The organism is Pseudoalteromonas sp. SR41-4 (genome assembly GCF_014163985.1).
Lineage (GTDB): Bacteria > Pseudomonadota > Gammaproteobacteria > Enterobacterales > Alteromonadaceae > Pseudoalteromonas > Pseudoalteromonas rhizosphaerae.
The window spans coordinates 96,675-116,511 of sequence record NZ_JACJEI010000006.1 but is presented as its reverse complement, the minus strand read 5'-3'; the positions used below and the strand labels follow the sequence as shown (position 1 = coordinate 116,511).

Genomic DNA, 19,837 nt, shown 5'->3' with positions numbered 1-19,837 from the left:
CCACAAGACAACACCAAGTTTTTACTCTAGCTGATTAATTTTTTTGAAATTAATAGCAAAACAACTATAAAAATAAATGCGCAGGAAGGTACACTTCTTGGCGCAGCAACTCTCGTCCTTGTTTAAGTGCATTGTTATACGAAGGTTTATTATCAGCATGAATGTAACCAAAGAAAAATTCAAAACCTTGCATATGCTGTTGATAATATAAACGCTGCATTGGGGATGCAAAGCCCTGTCCTCTAAATTGCCCAGTAATAAAAATATCACTGATTAGTAAAACGTTAAACCCTAGCTCATCGCTCGACTCAGCCATTATCATACCCAGTGGCTTGCCTCTATAAAACGCCGCGCTGCACAATCCGGCTGCAATAGCTTCGCTGATATCGTCTTTTTCGCTAATTGGTACTATTGTTGCCATTTCAGGATGCTGCATTAAAAACTGAGTATAGTCACGCTCATACCAAGGCCAATCTTTATCAAGTTCAAACGGCTGCAATGCAATATCTGCACAGAGTAATTCATCAACAGTCAGTTTAGGATCTTGTGCTGCTAACAATGAATCAACAGCGCGGCTACCGGCCAAACTTAGCAGTTGTTTGGCTGGTATTGATCCTGGTGCTGGCCATACACAAATATATCTAGGCGTACACCAGCAAAATACCTTACTAATATAGCGGACCAGCTGTGCAAGTAATGGTTCTGATAACGGATGCTCACTAAACACTTCAAACATAGTCTCGTCATCATCATTACGACAAACACTGACTATAAATAAGCTACCATCATCAGCTTCTACAACTTGCGCGTATAGATCATCATCTGGCACGCTGTCACTAATTGCCCGCCTTTGACGAAGCTCGGCAAAATGCTCTGCATTACAATCTTCATTCAGCGCAAGTAAGTCTTCACACTCTTTAGCGATTGCTTTTTCAGTATCTAAACCTATAATTTTATTTAAATTATAAGTTTTTAAAACTCCCTGACCTAAGCGACGTAAACATTTTTCATCAATTTTATATAATGGATAATGACGCATAACTTCCCTTTAATGACTGTTTTTAGTTAATATGGGGACAATAAAGACGTAAATCAACTAAATGATAATTAAGTGATTAATGAGCTCTTTGTAATACGCAATAACGGTTGGTTAACGCATCTAGCAGCAACATATAAAATGCCTGAAAGATTATATTTATTATCTTGCTATCGGCCTTATTCACTCCTATAGTCTGCAAATTATCACTCCTTAATTTTGAATTACTTTGTCTATTAAATCCCGCGTTCCTGTCAGTCAGTTTGGTGAATTATTAGGTTATGCGCCTGGTAATGTTGCTGTTTATTCGTCTGATTACGATACAGCTGACGAAACAATTTATCCTAACCGTAGCGCCTATCGTAGTTACCTCGATGGTATTTACATGGGCTATAAATGGCAATGTGTTGAATTTGCGCGACGCTGGATGTATCTCAATCATGGCTATATTTTTGATGATGTTGCAATGGCTTACGATATTTTTGAGCTACGCTCAGTGCGTGACATAAACAATCAAACCAGGTTGCCTTTACAAGCATTTCGAAATGGTGCAAAACACCACCCAGTGGTAGGAAGTTTACTCATTTGGGAAGAAGGCGGTGAATTTGAAGAAACTGGCCATGTTGCGGTGGTGGTTGAAGTACATCAGGATAAAATTCGTCTTGCTGAACAAAACGTGGCCCATCAGCTATGGCCGCAAGATCAACAGTGGTGTCGCGAACTCAAAGCGAAAGTCACAAAAGAAGGTGACTACTGGATTGAGTGCTCTTACAGTGACGCCACTATTTTAGGCTGGATGACACAAACTGAGTACAGCGAATTTAGTGAACCTACGCCTGAAATAAACACTGATCTGTTTGCCATAAAAGCCCAATATGCAACTGATTATGGGCAAGCCACTAAGTCATGGCTTAACATTGCCAATGACGATGAAGCAGCCTACGTAGAAATGATGCAAGGGCATAAATTGACTTCAGTTAATGCTGATCAACATCATTATTTTACAATTTCAAAAACCGCTCAACAAACTATTGAACATGCTACCAATGAATTACATGGCTTGTTTATGCATGCAACAGACTATGTACTGCAGCATCCTGAGCTATTAAAAAAGTTTAATTTACCCGATGCGGTGCTCAATAAGATTCGCCAATCATGGGATAATCGCTTAAATCAACTGATCACCAGTCGATTTGATTTTGCATTAACTCCCGCAGGCTTGAAAGTCTATGAATACAACTGCGATTCAGCATCGTGCTATATGGAAAGTGGCAAAGTACAAGGTAAATGGGCCAAACACTTTGGTGTTAAAACGGGTATTGATGCCGGCCATGATTTATTTAAAGATTTAGTAAGGGCATGGCGAAAAAGTGAAGTAAACGGCCTTGTCCATATATTGCAAGATGATGAGCCAGAAGAACATTACCATGCATTGTTTATGAAAGAAGCTATTGAAGCCGCTGGTTTTGAGTGCAAAGTGATCATTGGTTTGACTGATTTACACTGGGACGCAGCGGGTAATATTATTGACGCTGATGGCGAAAAACTCAGTTACGTTTGGAAAACATGGTCATGGGAAACCGCTCTTGATCAAATAAGACTAGAGTGTGAGGCTGATCAATCCCAAAGCGATGATTTTGAGCCGCACTGGCAATCTGGTAAAACCCCACGTTTGGTCGATGTATTACTTCGTAAAAATGTGATGGTTTTTGAGCCGCTGTGGACATTAATACCCAGTAATAAAGCAATTTTGCCAGTACTGTGGAGTTTATTTCCAAATCATCCGTTTTTACTCAATACTGCATTTGATTTAAATGATGAACTATTGCAAACAGGCTATGTCGTTAAACCGATTGTTGGTCGATGCGGTGCAAATATTCAACTCGTTGATGAACAACAACACGTAATAGAAAAAACAACGGGTCATTTTGCCTCTCAAGAGCAAATATACCAGCAGTTATTTGCCCTTCCTAAAGTAGCTGATTACTTTGTGCAAATATGTAGTTTTACCGCAGCAGGTAAATACGCTGGTGCTGGCGTACGCGTTGATAAAAGCATGATTATAAACGGCCACAGCGATTGTATGGCACTGCGTATCAGCGATGATAGTTACTTTTAATTAAACGTGCTTTAACCTCAATATTGAGCGCATATCAAACCCAACAAGTAGCCTGTTTACTGCTACTTGTTGGGTAAATAAAGTGACATAAACCACCAAGCAAGGACTCAGCATAAAATTAAAAGTGGCATCGCACCGTTGGCACTAGCATTTACGCCCGCTCATCTTTTGGTGAGTCCATCACTACATGCGAAGTGATCGTTCGTACCTGTGGGATTGATCCTAAAACATCAGCATGGAATGCTTTATAAGACTTAATATCAGCGGTTTCTACTCTAAGTAAATATTCAAATGCTCCTGTGACATTATGGCACTCTTTAACTTCATCAATAAACTCAAGTGCTTGTTCAAAAGCTCGTTGTGATTTCGTAGAGTGCTCATTTAAACCCACCCCCACATACGCGACAAAACCAAGTCCAAACGCTTGATTATTAATAACTGCTCGGTAGCCTTTGATCACACCTGCTTTTTCTAACTCTTGTACACGGCGCAAGCATGCTGATGGGGATAAACCAACCAAATCAGCAAGTTCAGCGTTGGCAATTCGACCACTGCGCTTTAATTCTTGCAATATCCTGTCGTTAATTCGATCTTTTTTCATATTAAGTTGCTAAAGTAAATTTATAATAGATTAATAAGCGCAAAAATTGCGAGCCATACAAAATATAATTGCACAATCATTATCAACTGAGCAACTATAAATGAATATTGAATTGGTATCAGCATTAGCATTATTTGCACTTGTATCTTCCATCACCCCAGGTCCTAACAACCTGATGTTAATGAACTCAGGCGCTAACTTTGGTTTTAAACGTTCATTGCCACATTTACTCGGCGTAACAATTGGCTTTGTGATCATGCTCGTATTGGTTGGTTTAGGTGTCATGCAATTATTTGACTTTGTGCCATGGAGTTACCAGCTATTAAAAGTGCTTTGCATTGCTTATTTGCTTTATCTTGCTTATAAAATTGCCAGTAATAAAACTCCTATCGGTGCTAAAAATAGCGATACTAGACCTTTTTCTTTTGTACAAGCATCTTTATTTCAATGGGTTAACCCGAAAGCCTGGACTATGGCATTAAGTGCAGTGAGTGTTTATGCCCCATCCAAAGGAATTGGTGCAGTGGTACTTGTAGGTCTTATTTTCGGTATAGTTAATTTACCCTGTGTCTGCTCATGGACGTTAGTCGGACAAAAGCTACAAGTATGGCTAAAAGATCGCAAGCGCCTACGAGCATTCAATATTTTTATGGCTGTATTGTTAGTCGCCTCGGTACTTTTTAGTATGCTGTGAGTAATAAAACAAATAAACGCCTTAACAATGGCAACTTGGTTAAGTTGCCATTGTTAACCTCAATTTCGGATAACAAATCAATTTCCAGCAGCTAACTTATAAACCCCTCGCGAACTAAAACTTTGATCTACTGCAACATGACTATGCTTGCCTCGTGCAATTATGGAGAGACTTGCAAACAGTACTGACACTTATCTATATTCATGATGGAAGCCTCTATTCGTACAGCACGTATTGGGGTATATAAGTTACTTAATATCCCTAAACAAGTGCCCGACATTAGCCCAACCCAATATGATATTCGTAACCTAATTAAAGGAGCTAGAGCGCTCAACAGCGGCAAGCCCTTTATTGGCGAGCGGTTATTACACCGCCTGCTTGATAAAACCTACTTTGCTCATATTTTACCGCCATTACCAGAGCCAAGTAGTAAAGAACAAACCCATTTTGAAGCAGAAATGCATGAGCTACTGGGCAAAGGCAACTCGGCGATACATAAATTTTCAAACTGGGTTGGTACACTAAGGGATAATTTTTCGCATAAAGATAAATAATCTGAGCTTCGGAGAGTAAATATATCTCCAGTGGCTATAAATCTAAACCAGCTGATGACCAAGCTAAAAACTATTCCTATACAAAAAACCAAAGCCTTGATCTTGATAAAGTGCAATAAGAAAAAATAAGGCTAGAATGATTAATAATATGAGCTCTGGATAATCCATCTATCTCCAGTAGCTATTTTAGTAAACCTTTTAACCAAAGTTCTAGTTAGTGATTTCACGGGAGCCAAAATGAGCCAAACAGTTGCAGATTTAATGACATCAGATCCATTTGCCGTAAGTGCAGAAAACACCCTACACGACGCACATAATCTAATGAAGGAAAAAAATATCCGCCATATTCCCGTAATTGATAACAATGGCGAACTAGTGGGTATGTTGACACAAAAAATCATGATTGCCCAAGTGATGAATATTATGGCTAATTACAGTCCTAGCGCACTTGAACGAAAGGAAAAACAAACGAAAATACACACTATTATGGCAACCGATTTTGCCACTGTACTAGCAACCCAACCACTGCAAGATGTTGCTCGGTTTTTTGTTGATAACCGCCATGGTTGCATGCCTGTGACCACTGAAAAAAATAAACTCGTGGGTATACTTACCTCGTCCGACTTTGTGCGCCTAGCGGCCGCTTTATTATCTTAATGCAAGGTGATAATAAGACCGCTATCCGTATAAAATGAATATAAACTCGTATAATAGTGTATGCCAACTAGTCATTGGCACACACTACAGCCAGCCTTTGTGTTTAAAAAATAAATAAGGGGCAAAGCCCGATAGCAACATAATGCCAATTGCAAATGGGTAACCCCATTCCCATTGCAGCTCAGGCATTATATTAAAGTTCATCCCATATACACTGGCTACTACGGTAGGTGGTAAAAAAACCACCGAAGCAATAGAGAAGGTTTTGATAATTTGATTTTGTTCAATGTTAATAAAACCTTGTGTTGAATCCATCAAAAAGTTCACCTTATCAAACAAAAAGGTACAGTGAGACATTAGCGTATCTATATCAAGTACAATTTCTCGTAGTGATTCACGATCCTCATTTTGTACACCTAAACGACGTATTAAAAACGAAATATTGCGCCGCGTATCCATTAAACACAAACGCACTTTCCCATTCGCATCCTCTAAACGCGCGATACGACTAACCGCTTCTTCTAGATCAGAGTCATCTTCTTCTAGTACATATGCACTGAGCTTCTCTAACTGATGATGCATATCCTCGAGCATATCAGCATGGTTTTCGACTTTTTGATCGAATAATGTAACCAATAACTGTTTTGGCGTATCACACATTACTTGACCTTTACGTGCTCTTAAGCGTAACAATCGAAAGTCAGCCAGCTCGTCATCGCGAATGGTCAGCAAACAGTTATCCTGTAGTAAACAGGCAACTGTTACCGTATTAAAACGTCCTTCATTGGGCGACATAAACAATGCATGCACATGCAAGCCTTCATTGTCGATAAAACATCGCGATGAAGCTTCAATCTCTTGCACATCCCCTGACTCAGGAAAAGTTATATTGAGCGTTTTTGCGAGCGTATTTCGCTCATCTTCCGTTGGGTTGATTGTGTCAATCCAGTGTGCATTTCTGATTGATACTTCAAGAGAGGTATCGGATGAAGGCTCTAACTCTTTGATCACCCCCTGCTCGATAGAAAAAAATCTCAACATGCACTTCTCCTTTAATAACAAGATGAGTTGAGTATATGTAAGTGATGATTAATCAACAATGACAATACACTCCTGCATCTCAGTTATTATTAATAGTAAGCAATTCGCTAACACGTAACAGCACCTTTTGTTTTGCAGATTTTACAAAAAAGTGCATATTTTTCATGGCATATCAAAGAAAGCTTTCATCCCCCTCCTTTGAAAAAAATACAAAACATTAAATATCAGCAACTTAAAAAACAATTTTTATCGGCACAACCATTGCTTTATATAAACTAACGCATGTTCATAGACTTTATTAGACGCTGTGAACATTCCTTATAAATCAGGAGGAATAATGAGTAACAATAACGAAACAAACAAAATCGCTGAATTTACTGCCCCAGGTATGAATGAAGAATCTGCAAAAAATACCATTGCTACACTTGATAACCGCATGGTCGCACTGATCGATTTACAATTGACTCTAAAACATATTCATTGGAATGTAGTTGGCCCAAATTTTATTGGCGTGCATGAAATGCTCGACCCTCAGGTTGAAGTGATCAGAGCAATGACCGACACCATCGCCGAGCGAATCGCTACGTTGGGCGGAGTTCCAGTTGGTACTCCAAAATCGATAGTTGATCGTCGTTCATGGCAAGATTACTCAATTGGTAAGGGCTTGGTAAAAGATCACTTAGTTGCGCTTGATAAAGTATATAATGGGATTAATGGCGATCACCGAAGTGCGATTGGCAAGCTATCAGAGCTCGATCCGGTATCTGAGGATATGCTAATTAGCCAACTTGCCGATTTAGAACAGTTTCAATGGTTTGTGCGTGCACACTTAGAGTCGTCAACGGGCAAACTCAGCAGCTAATCTAGCGGTTTTGTGTTCAGTTTAAACTGACTAATTTATATTTAAAGTCAAAGATCGGGCTATTTAAAGCCTGATCTTTATTTATTACTGATCAACAATAATATCGCCACTTTTTGTTTATATTAGATCTTAAACTGACCTACTAAATTGCCTAAACTCTCCCCTCGACCAGCTAAGTGATGACTAACTGATGAGGTTGTTTTAATTGAACGTGTTAGCTCATTAACGATTTCTTGAATCGCAAAAACGTTACGGTTAATTTCCTCAGTTACACTACTTTGCTCTGTGGCAGCTGTAGCTATTTGCGTGCTCATATCGTTAATTGTGGTAACCGAGCTGGTTACCGCCCCTAAACTTTCAGAAATTGCGCGAGATGACTCAACTGAGCGATTGCAGCTTTGCTGGCTTGCCAACATTGCCTTTACCGCTGCTGTGACTAGCGTATGTAACTCATTAAGCATTTCATTAATCTCTAACGTGCTCTCTTGTGTACGACTGGCTAAACTTCTCACTTCATCAGCTACAACCGCAAAACCACGGCCTTGCTCGCCAGCCCTTGCAGCTTCAATAGCCGCATTAAGGGCCAATAAGTTAGTTTGCTCAGCAATGCCACCGATAACACTTAATACACTGTTAATTTTTTTAGATTGTTCACTTAATGAATTAACCTGTTCAGCAGCTTGATTAATCTCACTCATTAAATTTGAAACTTCTTCTAAAGAAACATCTACACATTTTTGAGCATTGGCAACATCTTGCGTGGCTGACTGAGTTGATACCGCCACTTGTGTGGTATTTTGCGCGACTTCCTGAGATGTTGCTGACATTTCGGTGATCGCCGTTGCTACCAGCTCAGTTTCATGATTATGGTTTACTAACTGATTTTCAATTAACTGTGTTTGTGTATTGATATCATTTGATGAATCTTTTACATCACGAGTTACATCTGCCACATTGGTGATAATGCTATGTAGTTTACTAACAAACACATTAAATGAATTACCCAATTGACCAATTTCATCATTACTATGCACTTCTAAGCGCTTAGTCAGATCACCTTCGCCTTTTGCTATATCATCTAAGTTTTGCACCATATTTTGGATAGGCTTTACCATATTGTTTGCCGCAATTAAGGCAAAAAACACCGTCAACATCACCCAAAATAATGCAATTAATAACAGGGTCGTTACTTTTTCATTCATATGAGCTTGTATTGTTGCTTGGTACTTTGTTAGCTCAGCTTCAATATCATCCATATAAGCGCCCGTTCCTAGCATCCAATCTGTACCAGGAACCATCGCTGCATAACCCATTTTTTCAACTAACCCCGTTGTATTAGGCTTTTGAAAATCATAATAAAAAGCACCGCCACCTTGTCTTGCTTGCTCAAGTAATCCAACAATTATTTTTTTACCATTGGGATCGGTCATGGCTATTTTATTTTGCCCTTCAATTGCATCACCCAATAGAGCATGGAAAATACTAACGCCTTTTGTATCATAGATAAAAAAGTAACCATCTTTGCCAAAAGTGAGATCTCGCAATGCATTTTTTGCATCTTCTTTAGTCCCCTTGGCTAGTTCGTAATTAATTATTTGGCGGCCTATCTCAACCTCAGTTGCTAATAAACTTTCTTTGTCAGCAATTAATTTTGTTTTAAACGATACAAAATTTTGCTGCTGATTTTGATACTCTAAATAATATGAGCTGGCCATTAAACTAATTAAAAGCAGCGTGAGCGGCAAAATAGCTAATAGCAACAGCTTGTTTTTCAGACTTAGATTACTCATTTTTCCTCACGTGTAACAATGTAAAGCTCCATGGTATTGATACATCGAGAGCTTATAAAAACTGTAATTATACTGCCAATTACAATTAAGTGTTTATTTGAAATCAGAAGCTATTCAAATACCATATTCACATATATATAGATTCTGGATATAAGACAAACGTATAATAGCTGCAAGTTACCATAATAAATTTTTACTAGTACAGTAAACGTAAAAATTGCAAGCCAACTAAAACACAATTGCACAATAATTACACAGCAAGCAACTATAAATGAATATTGAACTGATTTTGGCCTCGCCATTAGTTTGATGAACTGACGTTTAATATTTTTAATGGCTATGTTATTTGTGATCTCCATGCTATCTATCAATATAAGCTTTTCATCCACCACGTTTTCACATAGTCTGAAGCAGACTGAATGTAAAACAATACAAATTATAACAAGGTAGTTTTATGAGCAATCAATTAAATGTATTAGGTACGCGCTTGCATTTGTGCTGCGGGAATACAGGCTACACTCGAGAAGGGTTTTGCTATGTCCCTGCATCTGATTTTGGTAACCACAGTGTATGTGCCATCATGACTGAAGAATTCTTACAGTTTTCAAAAGCACAAGGCAATGACTTGATAACGCCTAATCCAATGTACGATTTTGCAGGCCTAAAGGCTGGTGATAAATGGTGTTTATGTGCCGTGCGCTGGCACCATGCGGTTGCTGAAAACGTAGCTCCGCCGGTTATACTTGAGGCCACCCATGAAAAATCGTTACAAGTAGTCTCTCTTGAAGTATTAAAGGCTCACCAATACTCTGCACGTTAAAAGTTTCCAATAGGCATTTACACACTCTAAGATAAAGCCATTGCGCTGGTTTTATCTTATTCACCATCTAGTATGATATTAGCAATGTGATAACACCAACCAGCTAATATCGCTCAACCTTAAACTTTTTCATCAGACTTAACACTCAATCAAAAGCAGTCCTAAGCCTAAGTATCTGCTATTTATTAAAAAAATCCTCACCCCTGAGCTATACTTGTTAATATATTAAATTTACTATCCAAGTGTGCTTACGATTAAATAAGGAAACTTTAGTGCTGTCGCGTTTGTATGATTTTATGCCGGGTTTAAACACTTTACTTCATTATGAACGAAAGTGGTTTGCTGATGATGTGAGGGCTGCATTATCCGTTGCCGCCGTTGCTCTACCTGTTGCTATCGCGTATGCACAACTTACCGGGGTTAACGCCGCTGTTGGGCTATATTCATGCATATTACCCATGATTTTATATGCCTTGTTTGGTACTTCCAAACAATTGATTGTCGGACCCGATGCTGCAACATGTGCGGTTATTGCTGCGGTGGTGACACCACTTGCAGCTGGAGACAGTGTTAAACACTGGCAACTCGTTGTAACTATGACCGCGATGACCGGCTTTTGGTGCTTTATTGCTAGCCGATTTAAATTAGGGGTATTAGCAGACTTCTTATCTAAGCCTATTTTAATGGGCTTATTAAACGGTGTTGCAATTACGATTATTGTCAGCCAATTTTCTAAAGTATTCGGTTTTACCTTCGATGACAGATATTTACTTGAACGATTAGGAGGTGTGCCTACTTATTTATCACAAACCCACATCCCTACTCTATTAATGGCCCTGTTTACCCTCGGTGTTTTTTTTGCCATGAAGCGACTAAAACCGACTTGGCCAGCATCTATGTTTGCTATCGCATTTGGTGCCCTATTAGTGTGGGTTTTTAATTTAAAGCAGTTTGATATCAACACAATTGGCACTGTAACCGGTGGCCTTCCAGTGTTTAACACCCCTATTTATGATATTGGTATTATTCGTGAACTTGTCGTGCCTGCACTTAACTTAGCAATAGTTAGCTTTGTCAGTATGATGCTAACCGCTCGCAGTTTTGCAGCTAAAAATGGTTACGACATAGATGCTGACAAAGAGTTTAGAGCGTTAGGTATTGCGAACATTGGATCTGCTTTATCACAAGGTTTTGCTGTCAGTGGTGCAGACTCTCGTACAGCTGTTAACGATGATTCCGGTGGTAAAACGCAATTAGTGTCGATTATCGCAGCGGGAATTATTGCTGTTATCGCCCTATTTTTAACCGCTCCCCTAGAATTTATTCCCAGTGCAGCATTAGGTGTTGTGCTTATTATTGCTTCAATCCATTTATTAGACTTAAAAGCCATTTGGCTATTAAAGCGTAAAGACAAACAAGCATTTTACCTTGCGCTAGCCACCTTATTCGCAGTGTTATTTATTGGCGTAATACCAGGCATCACTCTCGCTGTACTATTGGGGTTATTCCAGTTTATTCGCACCGTAATGCGCCCTACCGACAATATATTAGGTGTTGATATTAAGGGCGTTGTTAGGAGCCTTGATGCCACAGATAAAGCAAAGTCAGTACAAGGAGTCTTTATTTATCGTTTTAATTCTCCTTTAACTTACTTTAATGCCGGTTACTTTAAACGGCGTTTGCTAGAACAATATGCGCGGCAAAAAGACGACACGCAATGCGTTATTATCGACGCAGTCCCCTGCTTCACCCATTTAGATTTAAGTGTCATGGCCATGCTCGCCGATTTAGACGTGATATTTAAAAAACGTGGTATTCGATTAGAACTAGCTGGCAGAAAGCGGCAATTACTATCATGGTTTGAAATTGCTGGTATGACATCCGGTAAAGACGGCATCTACGTGCATTCAGATCTCTATATTGCCTTACAAAAAAACAGCGTCAGCCAACCAAGTGCACAAGTGAATTTATTTACAACACATCCAAATGAGGGTACTGCAGAACAGTTATAAACATGCGTATGTAATTATGATTGTTGCAAGCAACTAAGGCGATAGTCCTTGCTTCCCCTAATTTAGTAAGGACTTTATACAAACCACGTTTTTTCGTAAATCACTCAGTGCAAAACCTGTTCAGGCTTTTTTAACAAATTTAGCAGTCACTATCATTTCGCCTACGCCATCGACCTTACAATCGAGCTGATGATCTTTAGCATCTTTTATTCAGCGTATAACCGCTTTACTGCCAATTTTTATCACTTGTGAGCTACCTTTGATTTTTAAATCTTTTACTACAGTCACTTTATCGCCTTCGCACAAAAGCGTGCCATTGGCATCTTTTACGCTAATCACATCATTTAACAGTATCGCATCTGGATCCCACTCATAAGCGCACTCAGGGCAGATCAACAAGGTTTGATCTTGGTATACAAAGTCAGATTGGCATTTAGGACAGGAAGGTAAAGACATAAATTAGCGTGCGTAAGTAAATTTATAACAATGGTAATGGCTAATAATGATTTTGTCTATTTGTGGAGTTATTACGATATAAAGTTAATAAATGCATTGCTAAAGCATACCAATGAAGACTTTAAACTACTTGGAAAACATCCCTAGTTATTCTAGTATCTACTGGTCAAAGCTTATTATTTGCATTTAAATGAAATCATTTCCGTCACTATATTTTGCTAATCTATTTTTAATTATTGGCACCGGTTTACTCACCACCTATTTAGCCCTCTATTTAGGGAAAAATGGTATCTCGACCTTTTGGATTGGGTTAATGACCTCGTGTTATTACATGGGTTTGTTGCTTGGCTCAAAGCTTGGTTATCACCTTATTAAATCAGTCGGCCATATTAGAACCTTTGCAGCCAGTACCGCCGCTGTTTTAGCGTGCGTTGCAGCACATGGCGTTAGCGATAATATTTATTTATGGTTAGCCCTGCGGCTATTTGTAGGCCTTGGTATGATGTGTAATTACATGGTGCTCGAAAGCTGGCTCAACGAACAAGCTGCACCAGAGTCTCGCGGGCGAGTGTTTTCGTTTTATATGATCACCTCTTATCTGGGTATGATTTTAGGTCAATTTGCATTAGCCGAATTCCCAGAGCTTGGCTATGCACCACTATTTTTAGTGTGCATGGCGCTGGCAATTGGCATTATTCCTATTTCAATCACTCGTAGGATTCACCCCAAGCCATTAAAACCAATTCAAGTCAGTCTGTTTGACTACTTTAAAAAAGTACCGCAATCACTTACAGCTGTTCACTTTGCGGGTATTATAAATGGCAGCTTTTACGGCCTTGCACCAACATTTGCCAAGTCATCTGGGTTTAATTCGTCAGAAATTGCCATTTTTATGTCTGCCACTATTTTTGCAGGTCTGATCGCGCAATGGCCAATGGGGATATTGTCGGATAAAATACGTCGTAGCGTATTGATCCGCACCAATGCGGTTGCGATTGGTGTAGTTAGCTTGGCTTTATTTTTGCTACCTATTACGCAAACACTCGCCTTTGCACTCACTTTTATGTTTGGGTTGTTCGCCTTTACTTTATATCCATTATCCTCAGCCTTAGCTAATTCACGCGTTGAAGATGAAGAGCGCGTTGGCGTGTCATCTGCGTTATTAGTTGTTTTTGGAGCCGGTGCAGCACTTGGTTCAACTGCCAATGCACAAGTTATGACCTATTTTGGTCACCAAGCCCTTTATGCCTCCATCGCATTATTAACGGTGATAATGTACTTATTACTCACTTACATTAATTCGAAACAAAAAGTAGAACAACCGGAGTCGAGTGATTACGTTGTAGGCACATCAGACGTTACCAACTCGCCTCTGGCTGCGACCATGGACCCACGAATAGAAGAAACGACTGCCCACGAGCAAATGTTGGTGGTCGATGAAATTGATGATGAATATGAAGAAAACAATGCAGTCTTTGATACCGATGATCCGCAGGGTGACCTGTTTAAAGACTTTCAAACGCAAGACGAAACCGCAGAACTAAAAAAATAGCGATTCATTTTCGATATAATAAAAGCAGGTAACAGCCTCTATTTACCTGCTTTTATTTAGCTTTATTTAGCAGCTATCGTCATCTACGTAAGCTTTAGACTCGGTACTTAGTTACGAGTCTATTGCGTAGCAAAAACCTTCCATGTACCCTTATCAAACGTCCCAAATCAGTAAACCACTATGTATAAGCGCAAACTTTTTTATTTTGGCCTGACAACTGCTTTTATTTTATTTTTGGCACTACTGAGCACCGCAATTTCCGCTCATTTAACTCGCGAAAACCTGCTACAAAGTAATATTGCTCAGTCATTATTAGTTGAGCATGAAAAGCTATCGAGTATTTCTTACCGACTTTTTAAACAGCTAACCGATGAAATCATTTTTGGTCAAAATGCCAACCAAGCCTATGTACGAAAAAAACAAAACCTGATCCAGCAATCAATTAACCAAATCAAAAAACTGGAGATTGAGCAACGCAATGCATTAGGCCTATCCTTCACTAAAGGCAGCGTTGAAGACACCGATGAACTTGTAAGGCTCATTGATGAAATAACTGTTGAATTTAGAGCCGTAGTAAGCAGTGATAACAAAGCGCCTTTAAATCAGCAAGCACAGCTAAAACGCTTACTTGAAGTAACCATAGACGATCAATTTAGAGAGGCAATCAACTCGGCAGTAGCGCGTCAGGCACGTGTTGTGGCGGCGATCAATGCAAAAATTGAGATGCTTAATACCACTATTTTATGGTTTGCGATTGGCCTAGGTGCCCTCTCAATTCCGCTAATATTATATGGCTGCTATTGGCTGTTTAATCAACTTTATCAACCACTGATATTAATCGCTAATGCAACTAACTCGATTGCGTTAGGACACTATCAAAAGCCAATCTCAGTAAAACTAGATGATGAGTTTGAAGAGCTTGCAACATCGATAAACCAGCTTGCACTGCGCCTGCAAGAACACGAAAAAAACGCAATAAAATCAAGAAAACAATTAGAACTTGAAGTAAAACAGCGCACCAGTGAGCTCACTGAAGCCAACCTGCTGCTCACAAAAACTGACTCTCGGCGCCGCCAGTTTATCGCTGATGTATCACATGAACTGCGCACACCACTGACGATTATCAGAGGTGAAGCGCAAGTTACACTAAGAATGCAATCGGTATCGGTTGATGACTTTAACCAAACCCTCACATCAATACTTGAGCAAGCTGTAAGCCTAAGCCGCTTAGTTGATGATTTATTACTATTAACACGGGCAGAGATGAATCAAATAAATCTCGAAGTTATACCGACCAAAATCATGTCGTTGATCGCATCAGAAGTTGCTAAATGGCAAAAGCTCAATCCAAGTCGTGCTATAACCTTCGAAGCCAGCACAGAACTAAATGAGCAACTGGTCACCATAGATATACGACGGATCCAGCAAGTACTGGCTATTTTATGCGATAACGCGATCAAATATTCAAAGTCAAATCAACCTATTGATATTAGCCTACATAGAACAGATTTATTGATCACTATTGCTATAAAAGATTATGGCGAAGGGATCTCAGCAGCTGAAGTCGATAATATTTTTGAGCGCTTTGTGCGCTTTAGTAAACACAGTGAAGGGCTTGGGCTTGGGTTGCCAATTGCAAAAGCCATTATCGAAGCTCATGACGGCAGTATTAGCGTTACCTCAACCCAAGGGCAAGGGTCTATATTTTCAATCTCTTTACCGGTAGGACACAAATGATGAATATTCTTCTCGCAGATGACGAACTACCACTGTTAAACTTTCTATCACGGGGATTACGCAGTGAAGGCTATGAATGTACAAGCATCAATGAATTACATGAAGTCCTGCCGTTTATTAAAAAAAACTCACCGCAAATAGTGATACTCGATAGATTATTTGGTTCACAAGATAGTTTATCAATATTGGAAGCGGTCAAAGCCCTCCCCAACCCACCTATGGTGCTAATGCTAACTGCCTTAGACGAAGTCCCTGAACGCGTCAAAGGATTAGAAATGGGAGCGGATGATTATCTATGCAAACCTTTTGATTTTGACGAACTATTAGCCCGTGTATTAGCATTAAAACGCCGTATGACGGCACCGCAACAGCAAGACCAAACAACGCTTAATATTGGCTCATTAGCATTACTCATTCAGCAACGTATTGCATTACTAAATGGTGAAGAATTAGCACTGACAAAAATTGAATTTGAGTTACTGCTGTACTTTGTAGAAAATCAAGACAAGGTGCTGTCTCGTGAGCGGATACTTAGCCGTGTATGGCAAACTTACAGCGAACCCAATACTAATATTATTGACGTGTATGTCAGCCGATTAAGAAAAAAAATAGAAACAGATCCTAATTTAACTATTCAAACGTTGCGCGGAAATGGTTATAGGATGAATCTAAAATAGTGCGAGTTGACTACTCGCACTTTAAATACAGGATTAAATCACTGAGAAATAGGTGATAACAACTTAGGGTTTTGCACTAAATTACGCACCCCATGGGCATGATCTTCGTTAAATACATTCTCATCACACCACTTACCAACGCTGTTGATATCGACTACGGCAACGTGTGGTCTAACACTCCAACTAACTTGTAATGGCGATGCTTTTTCATTATATGCAGGGCCCGTTGTTGAACCTAAATACTCAATAGGGATGCCGGTATTAGTAGGAATATTAGGTGCTTGGTAATAACCATTAACTTGCTCAACATTTGCAAGCTGTGCAAAATTAACAGCATCTTTGTCATTGGCTAGCACGATTACTTGTCCTTCAACTCTAAGAGCTGGATTCATTGTGCTTTGAGCTAAACAAGCCCCCAATGTCGGGCCAGGTGTAACTTGTGCTGATGAATAAACAAAGTGTACTTCTAGAGTATCACCCACCTTTAACGACTCACCTTTTGCCGCACAAATTTTACTTTTTACAGGCTGTAATTGAGCAGCTGATAATTTGCGCTCAGAAAGGTAACCTGTATGATGACCTTTGCCATCTCCATTGCCAGCATAAGTGGTAAACTCCCCGCCTTTATGCTCCGCATTTTTATGAAAATGAATGTTGCATAAATTAAGCTCACTACGGCTTGGCGCCATCCCAAAGCTACGTAAGTTAGTACCATAATTTTGGTCTATATCGCGAGGTGATTGTGGCCCAAAACCTTTACCCTGAGTGTTTTTATCAAGTGCTTCACGTTGCTCGGCCACAATACTATCACTAACATTCTTTGCGCTCACAACCGCACTAGTAACTGCCAATGTAGACAAACCAATGACACATGCACATTTTACAAAAACTGCTGTTTTAATCATTTTCACTTTTATTTATGCCCTTTATAAAGTTAATAAGGCCATGTTATTGAAAGTATCTAAAAAAGACTTAACTGGAACATTAAAATAAGATTAAAACCCAGCGAATAATAATCAATGTATTTGAAGAGCCTAAAGCCTTCCCTTTAAATATATACTAGCTGCTTATTTTATTGCTCGACAAACAAACAATTAAAGTTAAAAATAAGTCTTTCATAAGAGGGACTTTATGTATGGTAAACCGTGTTTTATACCTTTTTTTGCTTATTTTTATCTCATGCGGTGTATACGCAAAGACTGAGAGCCTTCAATCACCTAATGTTAATATCAAGACCGCTAATGTTAATTTAACTCAATTTCCTATGGGTTACTTTATTGATACAAGTCTAGAAATGCCTTTCGAACAAATACAACAGCAACAATTCACCCCAAGTAAAAGTGAAGTAACCTTAGGGCCAAACGCAAAAATAACCTGGTCTAAAATAATCATTAACAATGAGTCTCCACAACAACTGCGGCTATTTTTGCATAACTCAGATGCGTATCACCTACAAGACGTTGATTTTTATGAGACAAAAAATGGAGAGCTATTAAAACAAATCAACATTCAATTAGATAAGCCAGGACCACATCCCAATATATTTGGCGGTAGTGCCATATTTTCATTTCATCTTGCAGCAGGTGAAAATAAGACAATTTTTGTTAGAAGCGTCACTTTTTCTCACCAGTGGTATGCCCTCGCTCTTTTCGATGAGGAGTACTCAAAACGCGCATTAGTTGGCAGTAGTAGCTACATTGCTTTGCTTGTGGGAATGATGCTGGCATTAATGCTTTATAACTTTTTCTTATATTTATCGGCAAGAAAAATTGAAAACATTGTTTATGCCTTTTATTTAATTTCCGGCATCATTTGGGTATCACTTTCCTATGGTTTAGGCGCTAACTTTTTTGGGATTTTTAGTGCCGACCTTCTGCAATTTAACTCGACTTTGTATAGCATGCCTAGTTTTTTAATCCTATTTATGATGCTTATATTTGAAACCAAAAAGCGCTACCCCAAAGAGCATATTGCACTGTGTATTATTTTAACTATATTAGTAGCCGAATTTTTTTATAGTCTATTCGACTTGGTTAGCGCATTAAAACCTGCGAGCAGTTTAGCTGCACTAATGATGACTGTGACTTTAGGAGTATCGATATCTTTATGGCGAAAGCGAGACCCCCTCGCTAAGTACTTCTTTTTGGGTCATGCAATGTTTATTATTTTTAATATGTTGGCGGTGCTTTATTACAAGGGCATAACCGAATCAAATCAAATTAATAGTCATGGCGTGGGTATAGGTATTGTACTTGAAGCGCTAATGATGGCATTTATTTTGTCATACCGGATCAGAACATTAGAAAAAATAAAATCAGCACAATCTGAATTAAAGCGCCTCGCAGATACCGACCCTTTAACCAAACTATACAACCGCCGCTACTTTGACAAAGCCTGTTCGCAATTGCTAGCAAAAAGCAAAACTGCAAAAAAAGAGCTGTCGATAGTTATTGCCGATCTCGACTTTTTTAAAGGCATAAATGACACTTACGGCCACGATATTGGCGATCGCGTTATTATCGAGTTTGCAAATATTTTAACAAAGCAACAAAAAGTAGATGATATTGCATGTCGATTTGGTGGCGAAGAATTTATATTATTACTGAACTGTGATGCTGACAATGCCAAGATTATCGCACAACGTATTCGCAGTACCGCTGAAAAGTGTATTGTGAAAACAGAAAATAACCAAGAAGTTCGCTTTACTGTCAGTATTGGTATCAATCAGGTATCGCAAACGGCTAACAATATAAAAGAAAGTATATCATTGGCCGATCAAGCTCTTTATAAAGCAAAAAAACAAGGCCGAAATTGTGTTGTTGTCATTAAAGAGTAAGTCTATTAATAACTTTTACCACAAAAGGTTACGGCTGATTTTCAATTGCCTTTGCAAGATTAATGTAACTTTTTAGGCCCACTACGAACAAGCTCTTTACCGTTTTCAAACACATCTTGTGTTACCCAGCGACCTAACAACAACTTGTGGTTATCATCAAGTACTGCTACAAACGGGCGACCATTGGTATTATTGGTCGCCAGTGCCACACCGGCTACATTTTTTAAGCCCAATCCACCGTTATCAATCAATAACAAAAAAGCCTCTAGCTCTGCGAGGGTGTCAATTACATCGTTATCATTAATCATGCTGTTTACTCAATTACAACTTAATAAGTGAAGGATAGCAGTTTATGAAAATAGGCTCTAGAGGCTGATTAAAAGTTAAAGATGA

17 protein-coding genes and 1 pseudogene are annotated in these 19,837 nt (G+C 39.1%); 11 read left to right on the top strand and 7 right to left on the bottom strand.

The genetic code is table 11. From position 1 onward, the window contains the following. Nucleotides 1-64: 64 nt before the first annotated feature. Nucleotides 65-1,039, bottom strand: a complete 975-nt coding sequence (locus tag H5180_RS06805; RefSeq protein ID WP_182757961.1) for a hypothetical protein — start codon at nt 1,037-1,039, stop codon at nt 65-67. Nucleotides 1,040-1,271: 232 nt separating this feature from the next. Here H5180_RS06805 and gss point away from each other — a divergent pair, with 232 nt between their 5' ends. Continuing rightward, nucleotides 1,272-3,155, top strand: coding sequence for a bifunctional glutathionylspermidine amidase/synthase (gss, locus tag H5180_RS06800; protein WP_182757990.1), 1,884 nt, complete (start codon nt 1,272-1,274; stop codon nt 3,153-3,155). Nucleotides 3,156-3,306: 151 nt separating this feature from the next. Here the strand turns inward: gss and H5180_RS06795 are convergent, their stop codons facing one another. After that, nucleotides 3,307-3,756 carry an Lrp/AsnC family transcriptional regulator gene (locus H5180_RS06795; protein WP_149981764.1) on the bottom strand — a complete coding sequence of 150 codons (450 nt, stop codon included), beginning with the start codon at nt 3,754-3,756 and terminating at the stop codon, nt 3,307-3,309. A 100-nt stretch (nt 3,757-3,856) separates the two neighbouring features. On the opposite strand from H5180_RS06795, the gene H5180_RS06790 reads away from it, so the two are divergent. From H5180_RS06790 to H5180_RS06780, 3 genes are all read left to right on the top strand, one after another. Further along, complete coding sequence (locus H5180_RS06790) at nt 3,857-4,450, top strand: LysE family translocator (protein WP_145240775.1); 594 nt, start codon at nt 3,857-3,859, stop codon at nt 4,448-4,450. Nucleotides 4,451-4,653: 203 nt separating this feature from the next. Then, entirely contained in the window at nt 4,654-5,004 is a 351-nt protein-coding gene (locus tag H5180_RS06785; RefSeq protein WP_259399546.1) for a hypothetical protein, read from the top strand. Nucleotides 5,005-5,241: 237 nt separating this feature from the next. Further along, nucleotides 5,242-5,661 (top strand): HPP family protein, encoded by a 420-nt coding sequence (locus H5180_RS06780; RefSeq protein ID WP_182757960.1) that lies wholly within the window; start codon nt 5,242-5,244, stop codon nt 5,659-5,661. Between the two features lie 84 nt (nt 5,662-5,745). Here H5180_RS06780 and corA read toward each other — a convergent pair whose 3' ends face one another. Beyond that, nucleotides 5,746-6,702 (bottom strand): magnesium/cobalt transporter CorA, encoded by a 957-nt coding sequence (gene corA / locus H5180_RS06775; RefSeq protein WP_145241796.1) that lies wholly within the window; start codon nt 6,700-6,702, stop codon nt 5,746-5,748. 337 nt (nt 6,703-7,039) lie between these two features. Here corA and dps point away from each other — a divergent pair, with 337 nt between their 5' ends. After that, nucleotides 7,040-7,564: a DNA starvation/stationary phase protection protein Dps gene (dps, locus tag H5180_RS06770; RefSeq protein ID WP_145241798.1), complete on the top strand. Its 525-nt coding sequence runs from the start codon at nt 7,040-7,042 to the stop codon at nt 7,562-7,564. 122 nt (nt 7,565-7,686) lie between these two features. Here the strand turns inward: dps and H5180_RS06765 are convergent, their stop codons facing one another. Continuing rightward, the gene (locus tag H5180_RS06765; RefSeq protein WP_182731128.1) at nt 7,687-9,354 is read right to left on the bottom strand and encodes a methyl-accepting chemotaxis protein; all 1,668 of its coding nucleotides are present in this window, start codon (nt 9,352-9,354) and stop codon (nt 7,687-7,689) included. 454 nt (nt 9,355-9,808) lie between these two features. On the opposite strand from H5180_RS06765, the gene H5180_RS06760 reads away from it, so the two are divergent. Next, a complete protein-coding gene (locus tag H5180_RS06760; RefSeq protein ID WP_145241802.1) occupies nt 9,809-10,174 on the top strand; it encodes a DUF2237 family protein in 366 nt (121 codons plus the stop codon). Nucleotides 10,175-10,446: 272 nt separating this feature from the next. Then, entirely contained in the window at nt 10,447-12,186 is a 1,740-nt protein-coding gene (locus H5180_RS06755; RefSeq protein ID WP_182757959.1) for a SulP family inorganic anion transporter, read from the top strand. A 120-nt stretch (nt 12,187-12,306) separates the two neighbouring features. Here the strand turns inward: H5180_RS06755 and H5180_RS06750 are convergent. Next, nucleotides 12,307-12,642, bottom strand: a pseudogene (locus tag H5180_RS06750) (zinc ribbon domain-containing protein YjdM). A 190-nt stretch (nt 12,643-12,832) separates the two neighbouring features. Here H5180_RS06750 and H5180_RS06745 point away from each other — a divergent pair. The 3 genes from H5180_RS06745 to H5180_RS06735 all read left to right on the top strand — a co-directional run bounded on the left by H5180_RS06745 (nt 12,833) and on the right by H5180_RS06735 (nt 16,608). Further along, the gene (locus H5180_RS06745) at nt 12,833-14,194 is read left to right on the top strand and encodes an MFS transporter (RefSeq protein ID WP_145241808.1); all 1,362 of its coding nucleotides are present in this window, start codon (nt 12,833-12,835) and stop codon (nt 14,192-14,194) included. Between the two features lie 180 nt (nt 14,195-14,374). After that, on the top strand, nt 14,375-15,931 hold the full coding sequence (locus H5180_RS06740) for a sensor histidine kinase (protein ID WP_182757958.1): 1,557 nt from the start codon (nt 14,375-14,377) through the stop codon (nt 15,929-15,931). Then, entirely contained in the window at nt 15,931-16,608 is a 678-nt protein-coding gene (locus H5180_RS06735) for a response regulator transcription factor (protein ID WP_182735733.1), read from the top strand. Before H5180_RS06740 ends, H5180_RS06735 begins: the two co-directional genes overlap by 1 nt. Nucleotides 16,609-16,646: 38 nt before the next feature. Here H5180_RS06735 and H5180_RS06730 read toward each other — a convergent pair whose 3' ends face one another. After that, complete coding sequence (locus H5180_RS06730; RefSeq protein WP_182735721.1) at nt 16,647-17,513, bottom strand: delta-class carbonic anhydrase; 867 nt, start codon at nt 17,511-17,513, stop codon at nt 16,647-16,649. Nucleotides 17,514-17,743: 230 nt separating this feature from the next. Between H5180_RS06730 and H5180_RS06725 the strand changes: the two genes are divergently transcribed. After that, complete coding sequence (locus tag H5180_RS06725) at nt 17,744-19,444, top strand: diguanylate cyclase (protein WP_182757957.1); 1,701 nt, start codon at nt 17,744-17,746, stop codon at nt 19,442-19,444. Between the two features lie 59 nt (nt 19,445-19,503). Here the strand turns inward: H5180_RS06725 and H5180_RS06720 are convergent, their stop codons facing one another. Further along, nucleotides 19,504-19,752 carry a hypothetical protein gene (locus tag H5180_RS06720; protein WP_145241816.1) on the bottom strand — a complete coding sequence of 83 codons (249 nt, stop codon included), beginning with the start codon at nt 19,750-19,752 and terminating at the stop codon, nt 19,504-19,506. Nucleotides 19,753-19,837 lie beyond the last annotated feature (85 nt).